The 8,015-nt window shown below is 64.2% G+C and carries 8 protein-coding genes; 6 read left to right on the plus strand and 2 right to left on the minus strand.

Annotated features, from left to right (window positions below; all coding sequences use genetic code 11):
- Nucleotides 1-336 precede the first annotated feature (336 nt).
- Entirely contained in the window at nt 337-1,074 is a 738-nt protein-coding gene (locus tag HUK65_RS17595; protein WP_179907571.1) for a hypothetical protein, read from the plus strand.
- A gap of 65 nt (nt 1,075-1,139) precedes the next feature.
- On the opposite strand, the gene HUK65_RS17600 is transcribed toward HUK65_RS17595, so the two are convergent.
- Both HUK65_RS17600 and HUK65_RS18875 read right to left on the minus strand, forming a co-directional pair.
- On the minus strand, nt 1,140-1,994 hold the full coding sequence (locus HUK65_RS17600) for a site-specific integrase (RefSeq protein WP_235442249.1): 855 nt from the start codon (nt 1,992-1,994) through the stop codon (nt 1,140-1,142).
- A 39-nt stretch (nt 1,995-2,033) separates the two neighbouring features.
- Nucleotides 2,034-2,243 (minus strand): hypothetical protein, encoded by a 210-nt coding sequence (locus HUK65_RS18875; RefSeq protein WP_235442250.1) that lies wholly within the window; start codon nt 2,241-2,243, stop codon nt 2,034-2,036.
- A 125-nt stretch (nt 2,244-2,368) separates the two neighbouring features.
- On the opposite strand from HUK65_RS18875, the gene HUK65_RS17605 reads away from it, so the two are divergent.
- The 5 genes from HUK65_RS17605 to HUK65_RS17625 all read left to right on the plus strand — a co-directional run bounded on the left by HUK65_RS17605 (nt 2,369) and on the right by HUK65_RS17625 (nt 7,965).
- Nucleotides 2,369-2,824: a MerR family transcriptional regulator gene (locus HUK65_RS17605; RefSeq protein ID WP_179907572.1), complete on the plus strand. Its 456-nt coding sequence runs from the start codon at nt 2,369-2,371 to the stop codon at nt 2,822-2,824.
- Between the two features lie 25 nt (nt 2,825-2,849).
- Nucleotides 2,850-3,095, plus strand: coding sequence for a hypothetical protein (locus tag HUK65_RS17610; protein ID WP_179907573.1), 246 nt, complete (start codon nt 2,850-2,852; stop codon nt 3,093-3,095).
- Nucleotides 3,092-5,305 (plus strand): virulence-associated E family protein, encoded by a 2,214-nt coding sequence (locus HUK65_RS17615; RefSeq protein ID WP_179907574.1) that lies wholly within the window; start codon nt 3,092-3,094, stop codon nt 5,303-5,305. Before HUK65_RS17610 ends, HUK65_RS17615 begins: the two co-directional genes overlap by 4 nt.
- Nucleotides 5,306-5,726: 421 nt before the next feature.
- Nucleotides 5,727-6,236 carry a hypothetical protein gene (locus HUK65_RS17620; protein WP_179907575.1) on the plus strand — a complete coding sequence of 170 codons (510 nt, stop codon included), beginning with the start codon at nt 5,727-5,729 and terminating at the stop codon, nt 6,234-6,236.
- A complete protein-coding gene (locus HUK65_RS17625; protein WP_235442251.1) occupies nt 6,226-7,965 on the plus strand; it encodes a phage terminase large subunit family protein in 1,740 nt (579 codons plus the stop codon). The genes HUK65_RS17620 and HUK65_RS17625 overlap by 11 nt, the downstream gene beginning before the upstream one ends.
- The last annotated feature ends 50 nt before the right edge of the window (nt 7,966-8,015 follow it).

Below are 8,015 nucleotides of genomic sequence, written 5' to 3' on the forward strand. Positions count from 1 at the left end.
GACCGCAGAGGCCGCCTAACCATGATCCCGGCAGCGCTGCCCCGACCCGATTTCAACATTCATCGGGACATCCCCGTTGATGTGGCGTTGATGTAAACGCGCTGACTTATATCCCCAGTGTTTCGCTCGGGATTGAAGTCTTTGATATTGTTGTGGATTTTGGTTGCGGGGACAGGATTTGAACCTGTGACCTTCAGGTTATGAGGCAAGCCGGCGGGGCCGGAATAGTCTTTCAATGGCAAATGTTTAGAGGAATTCTTGGCTGGCGACGTCGGCGTCGTGTCGCACGGAGCAGACGCAAATCATTGGAAAGAAACGGGAAAGCCTCGCATGTTCATGAATCAGCGAACCTCAGTTGTTTACAGTCTACTGGCCGACTATGTGCGCAGCCCTTCCCTGCGTCATATGCGAGAGCAGCGCTCGCTGGCCAAACTGGCTCTCGAGATTGTCACAAAGCTGGATCAGGACAGTTCCATCTGGAAAAAATGGGAAGGCCCGCGAGACAAGGTCTTGGCCTCGGCAATAGACTGCTGGATCCCGAAGGACGACATGCTCGCCTTCCTGAATGGCCTGCCTGGCCCGGCCCTGACGATGACCGATCTCGAACAGCGAATGAAGGCCATGATCGAGGAGGAATACATCGGAGATCCGGAACCGAAGCTTGAGGCCGAATGTCTGGCCATCTACCAGGCGGAGAAAGAGGCTGGCACGGAGATGGCTGCCATCATCGGGCGCCTGTCGGATTACGTGGGCGCGCAGTGGCAGCGCCTGCGCGATGAGCAGCGTGCTGAGGCCGAGCGGCGGTCGGAAGAGGCGCGTCTGGAGCGGGAGCGGCGGCTCCTGTCCTATGCCGATTGTCCGTGGACGCAGATCAAGGGCTCGAAATTCTTCTACTGCCGCAAGAACGGCCGGGTCTTCCAGCTCAAGCCCAACAACGACAAGAGCCTGACCCTCTATCGAGTGCAGGAGGTCGATGACGCCGCCAGCGGCGACATGATTGGCCGTTATCGATCACGCGGGGACGCCAGCAAGGTGGTGGCCAAGGCGGCCTATGCGCCTGAGGCATTTCGATAAAGCGGTTCAGACCCGGGCACACGGGTGGGGCTGGCAAACATTCTGCACCCGCCAGCCATGATCTTTCACCCCAGCAGTTTGGCCTCGACCATGGCCATGGCGTTCTGGTGGTCGGGCGACGGGAACAGATGGCCGTAGCGCTCCATGGTCATCTGGATCGAGGAATGGCCCGCGAAGGTCATCACCTCCTTGATCGAGAAGCCCTGCTCGATCCAGAGCGATACCGCGAAATGGCGCAGGTCGTGCCAGCGCAGCTTCGCGCCGACCTGCTCCTGCAGCTTGCGGAACCGGGCCTGCGTGTTGGTGTGCTGGAGGACGCCGCCGCGCGGGGCGGGGAAGACCAGCCCGAGGTCACTCTTCGGGCAGCGCAGCTTCCAGCGGCGCAGGGCGTTCAATACCATCGGCCCGGCCGGAATGTCGCGATAGCCTGCGCGCGATTTCGGCTCGCCCATCTGGTTGTAGGCATCGGCGCGCTGGCGCACGTGGACGAAGCCCTTCTCGAAATCCACGTCCTGCCAGCGCAGGCCCCGCAGTTCCGAGGCGCGCAGGCCGGTCAGGGCCGAGACGATCAGGTGCGGCTTGAAATCCTCGTCGGCGGCCTCGATCAGGGCGCGGATCGCCTCCTTCGTTGGCACCGGGGCCTTGTGCTCGATCCGGCTGGACCTGATCACGCGCACACCTTGGGCCGCATTGGTGAACAGCTGACCATTGTCGATGGCATGATCCAGCAGCAGCTTCAGCACCGACAGCGCGCGCCGGGTCAGGTGTTCGGACCGGCCGTTCAGCAGCATCCGGTCGCGGAACTCGTTCACATGGCGGCGGGTCAGCTGGACGATCAGCTTGTCCCCGACCCCGACCTCGGGCGCGGTGATGTGTAGGCGCACATAGTCGCTGTAGCCGCGCAGGGTGGACCGCTCCATCCGCCGCCCCGTCTTGCAGCGCACCTCGCAATGGTCGAGCTACGCCTTGGCGGCGTCCGCCACGGTGATGCTCTCGCTGTCGGCCAGATAGGTGTTGTTGGCGACCAGCGAGCGAACCTTCACCAGATAGACGTCGGCGTCCTTGCGGCGCGGGAACAGCTTGGACCGGCGCTTACCAGCCTGGTCAGTGAAATCCACCTGCCACCGGATAAGACCCGAGGGCAGCGTGCGTTTACGGATCGTGGCCATGATTTCGCTTCTCCCATACGGCAAACCCCTTCGGGTGCCCGACATTCTCAAAGATTACAGCGGCATTGACACACTGTTAGATGTCACATATCCATACGTCTAACGCACTGTCAAAGGATAGCGAAATGCAACAAGAAATCACGATCCAGGTGCTGGTGGACGCCTTCAACATCGGTCGTCACCAGATCGACGCCTGGATCTCTCGCGGGTATCTGACCCCGCAGAACGAATGCGAGCGCGGCAAGGCGCGAATCTTCACGATGCGGGATGCCATCGCGCTTGGGGCCATCGTGGACTTCAACCGCCTCGGATTTGAACCTGCGCGGGTCGCGCCCCACATCAACAACCTGCATGGTGTCGCTGACGGCGACGCGCTGTTGGTCATCTACGAAGGACCCATCCGGATGTCCTCGCGCGAGGATGCGGCCTTCATGGACAGCAACATTCCTGCGCCAATGTCGACGATCATGGGACCTCAGCGATTGCCCAACCTTGTTTCCGATCCCGAGGTCCGCTCCTTCGCAGTTGTCAATCTGAGCGACATTGAACGGCGGGTGCTGAACACCCTCAAGAGCGACTGACGCTCAAACCAGAACGGAGACAGCCATGACTATTCAGACGCGGGTCATCCCTGCGACAGCAGACGCATGCCCAACGCTCGCCGACGATCTTTTGTACGGCGCAGAGGCCATCGCCATCTTTGTCTTCGGCAGCGTCAGTCACCGCCGGAAGGTGTATTACTACGCCAGCGATGCCAAAGTACGGATGCCGGTTTTCCGGATCGGGAATGTCATCTGCGCTCGCAAGAGCAAGCTCATCGCCTGGATCGAGGCGCAGGAGGGCGATCTTTGAGCAGCAGTCCAGCCTCGGTCTCTGACCTGGCTGCACGCGTCAACAATCGCATGGCCGATCTGGCGCAGTCGTTGCTGGGCGTCCCCAATCCGGGCCATTCGACAAGAACACAGCTACGCTACGGCACCAAGGGCAGCCTTGCTATCGAGATTGCCGGTCCTCGCGCTGGGCGCTGGTACGACCACGAAGCCGGGATCGGCGGCGATGGGCTCGACCTTATCCGACATCAGAAGGGACTGTCCGATATCGAGGCACGGCGCTGGGCGCGGGACTGGGTCGGTGACATGCAATCTGTTCCAGCCAGCCGTCCTGTCCACAAAGCGAAAGGCCGGGACCAGCAAGCAGCCGTGGCAGAGATCGTCGCAAGTTGCACCGCCATCACCGCAAGCCCGGCAGAAGCCTACCTGCGCAACCGAGGCATCTCCGTGTCTCCCCCAGACTGCATCAGATTTCGGGCATCGGCATATGGGCATCATGGCGCGCTGGTCGCTCTCGCCACAGATGCAGGTGGCCAGGTGCTCGCTCTACAGCAGGTCTATCTCACCGATGACGGCCGGAAAGCTCCGCTCAAGGTGGTCAAACGCACCAACAAGGCCGTTGACGGCTGGTCAGAGAAGGCCGCCGTGCGCCTGCCGGGGAACGCCCCCACGATCCTGTGTGAAGGAATCGAGAATGCTCTGTCCATCTGGCAAGCCACAGGCCGGGAGACCTGGGCATGTCTTGGGGTCTCCAACATTGCGCGGGCCCCGGTGCCATCCGGCCAGCCAGTCCTCATCGCCGCTGACGGTGACAATCCCGAAAGCAAGGCCCAGCGACAGCGCGATGATGCTGTCAGGTTGCTACGCAAACGCGGTCACGAAGTTGCTGTTGCCGATCCGCCCTTGGGGATGGATTTCAATGATGTCTTGCGCACCAACGGCGTAGGTGCCGTGCGTGATCTGATCGATCGGGCCGGTCCAGGCGGTTGGTCGGTGTCAGACTGGCGTGAAGACCTGCTGATCAATCGCGAGGGGGAGCCGCGCCCGGTTCTGGCCAATGCCATCTTGGCTCTGCGTTCAGCGCCAGAATGGCGTGACGTGCTCTGGCATGATGAATTCGCTTCCGCAACTGTCGCGCGCAGGCCACCACCATGGCAGAGAGTTTCGGTTGGCTGGAAGGACATGCCGTGGTCCGACCGAGATGACCTACTGGTCGCCGACTGGCTGCAGCATCATGGCGTTCTGGTCCCAGCGTCGATAGCCGGTCAAGCGGTCGAAGCAGTGGCGCGGGACCGCACATTTCATCCCGTTCGGGAATACCTCGACAGCCTGCGCTGGGATGGAACCCCTCGGATCGAGTCCTGGCTTTCTGTCTATCTTGGCGCAGCGGACAGCCCTTACGTCCGCGCGGTCGGCCCTCGCTGGTTGATTTCAGCGGTGGCACGCATTCACGAACCCGGCGCAAAAGTGGACTGCGCCCTGATCCTCGAGGGCCCGCAAGGCATCAGGAAATCAACGGCGTTGCGGATCATGGGGCAGCCATGGTTCACTGACCGCTTGTCCGATCTCGGCAGCAAGGATGCCGCGATGGAAACACGCAGCATCTGGATTGTCGAAATCGCGGAACTCGACACCATGTCGCGGGCGGAGGTCGGCACCATCAAGGCGTTCATCAGCCGAACCTCGGATCGGTTCCGCCCGCCATATGGAAAGCGGCTTGTGGACCTGCCGCGACAATGTGTGTTCGCGGGCAGCGTAAACCCCGAAGGCGGCTATCTGAAAGACGCCACAGGCGGGCGGCGGTTCTGGCCCGTCGCCTGCGGCACGATAAACATTCCAGCCATCGTGCGGGACCGGGACCAGCTTTGGGCAGAAGCCTGCGTCCGGTTTCACGAGGGGTATCCCTGGTGGCTGGAAGAACGCAGCCTTGAAGCTCTGGCGGCGGAGCAGCAGTCAGACCGCTATCAAGGGGATGCGTGGGACGAACCTGTCCGTCGCTACGTTGAGCGTGCTGCAGCACAGCAAGACAGCGTCTCCGTTGCAGAGATCCTTGAAAAGGCGCTGGGCATCGAACGCGGGCGCTGGACGCAAGCGGACCAGAACCGGGTGGTGCGGACCCTCACGAGCATGGGTTTCAGGCAGTTTCGCGCTCGGATCGGGGGCCACGGTGGCAACGCCCAGCGCGAACGCCGGTATCGGCGCGACAGCCGCGACCAGGAACCCTTGCGATGAGAGGGTCCGGGTTTGTCATCAACTGGGTCCGGGTCGGGTCCGGGTTTGACCTCTCAAAATACTCAGTAAAATCAATGCTGGGTCCGGGTGGGTCCGGGTGGTCCGGGTCTTTCTGGGAAATCTACTCCGGGCGGAGCAGCACACATACACATAAAAAAGATACGAACAAACCCGGACCACCCGGACCCACCTGGACCCAGAGAACAAATCCAATGGGTTATCGTGATGAGAGACCCGGACCCGACCCGGACCCAGCAGCGAGAGACCCGGACCCGATTGCACGATGTTCAGATCGATCCGTGAGTAATCGCCATGTCAAGCCAGAGAGTTTCGCATGCCTCGGGAAAGCCTTGGTTCCTCCCGAGCAGATTCGTATGTGGGGGAGCGCAGCGCATTTGCCCGCCAGCGTCAGGGGGCGGATATGACTAAACTCGACAGCGCCGAGACCAAGACCGCCTTTGCCGCCCGCGTCGGGCTCACCAAGGGCCGCATCTCGCAGCTGGTGGCCGAGGGGCTGCCGGTGCGCGCGGACGGGCGGATCGACGTGGCGGCGGGGCTGGCCTGGATCGAGGACAACCTCGACCCCGCCCGGCGCAACCGGGGCGGTGCCGCCAGCGCAGCGCGCAATCCAACCACGCTGGCCGAGGCGAAGCGGCTGCATGAGATCGTGAAGGTCCAGCGCGCCAAGCTGGCCTACGAGCGTGAACGCGGCGAACTGGTCGAAACCGCCGCCGCCACGCGCACGGTCTTCGCGCGCGCCCGTGCCGAACGCGACGCACACATGGCATGGGTGCAGCGGACCGCGCCGCTGCTGGCGGCCGAGCTCGGCGCCGATCCGCGCGCCACCTTCGCCGCCCTCGACCGGATGATGCGCGAGCATCTCGAACACCTGGCCGATCTTCCGCTCGGGAGCTTCGGTGATGGTGCCTGACATCGACCTCGCCTGGCGGCGCGGCATCCGCCCGGAACCGCCGATCCCGGTCTCAGACTGGGCCGACCGGCATCGCATCCTGCCGCCGACCTCGGCCGAGCCGGGGCGCTGGCGCACGGACCGCACGCCCTATCTGCGCGCGGTAATGGACGCGCTCTCGACCGCCAGCCCCTGGGAGCGCGTCGTGCTGATGAAGGGCGCGCAGACGGGTGGGTCCGAGGCCGGGCTGAACTGGCTGGGCTACATCATTCAGAACGCCCCGGGCATCGCCATGCTGGTCATGCCCTCTCTCGACATGGTGCGCCGGAACACCACTGTCCGCATCGACCCGCTGATCGAGGCCACGCCCGCGCTCCGCGAACTCGTTGCCGCGCCCCGCTCCCGCGATGCCGGGAACAGCCTGTTCCGCAAATCCTTCCCCGGCGGGCAGCTGGTGATGACCGGGGCGAACAGCGCGGTGGGGCTGCGCTCCACGCCCGTCCGATACCTGTTCCTGGACGAGGTGGACGGCTATCCCGGCGACGCCGACGGCGAGGGCGATCCGGTCGATCTGGCGATCCAGCGCACCGCCACCTTCCGCGGCCGGCGCAAGATCTACATGGTTTCCACGCCCACGCTGAAGGGTCACTCCCGCATCGAGGCGGCGTTCGAGCACAGCGACCGGCGCTTCTACCACGTTACCTGCCTACATTGCGGCGACATGGCCCCGATCACATGGGCGCGCATCCGCTGGCCCGAGGGGCGGCGTAACCAGGCGCATCTGGTCTGCGAGGCCTGCGGCGGCATCCACCACGAGCACGAGAAACCCCGCCTGCTGGCCGCAGGCGAATGGCGCGCAACGACCGAGGGCGATGGCCGCACCGCGGGCTTCCACCTCTCCGCGCTCTATTCCCCTTGGGAGACATGGGCCGAGATCGCCGCCGAGCACGGCCGCGTCCGCAAGGACCCGCCCCGCCTGCAGGTCTGGGTGAACACCAAGCTGGGCGAGTCCTGGGAGGATCAGGCGGGGGATACCGTTCCGGCCGACCCGCTGATGGCGCGGCGCGAGTATTGGGGCGAGGCGCTGCCCGCGTCCGTCGCCGTGCTCACCGCAGGCGTCGACGTGCAGGGCGACCGGATCGAGGTGCAGATCCTCGGCTGGGGCGGCGACGAGGAGGTGTGGGTGATCGACTATCGCGTGCTCTGGGGCGACCCGTCCGGCCCGCGCCTCTGGTCCGACCTCGACATGGTGCTGCAGGCGACCTTCCCGCATCCTGCGGGGCTCGACCTGCCCGTGCGCGCAGCCGCCATCGACACCGGCGGCCATCACACCAAGATGGCCTACGAGTTCTGCCGCACCCGCCTCGCCCGCCGCATCTGGGCGATCAAGGGCCGCGGCGGGCCCGGCATCCCCGTCTGGCCGCGCCGCCCGACGCGGACCAACAAGGGCAAGATCCCGCTCTTCATCGTCGGCGTCGACGCGGTGAAGGACGCGGTCTACGCCCGCCTGCGGCTGACCGAGCCCGGCCCCGGCGCGATCCACTTTCCCCGCCGCCTCGATGCCGACTATTTCCGCCAGCTGACTGCCGAACGCGTTGTCACCCGCTTCGAGCGCGGCCGCCCGATCCGTTCCTGGCAGCCCAAGCGCGACGGCGAACGCAACGAGGCCCTCGACACCTTCGTCTATGCCCACGCCGCCCTGCACGGGCTGATCAGCATGGGACTCAGAGTCCGATTCATAATGGTCTGAATGATTTCAGGTTCTTGCGATGAGGCGGGTGAGGCGACGGATGTGGGCGA

It is taken from the genome of Rhabdonatronobacter sediminivivens (assembly GCF_013415485.1).
Taxonomy (GTDB): Bacteria; Pseudomonadota; Alphaproteobacteria; order Rhodobacterales; family Rhodobacteraceae; genus Rhabdonatronobacter; species Rhabdonatronobacter sediminivivens.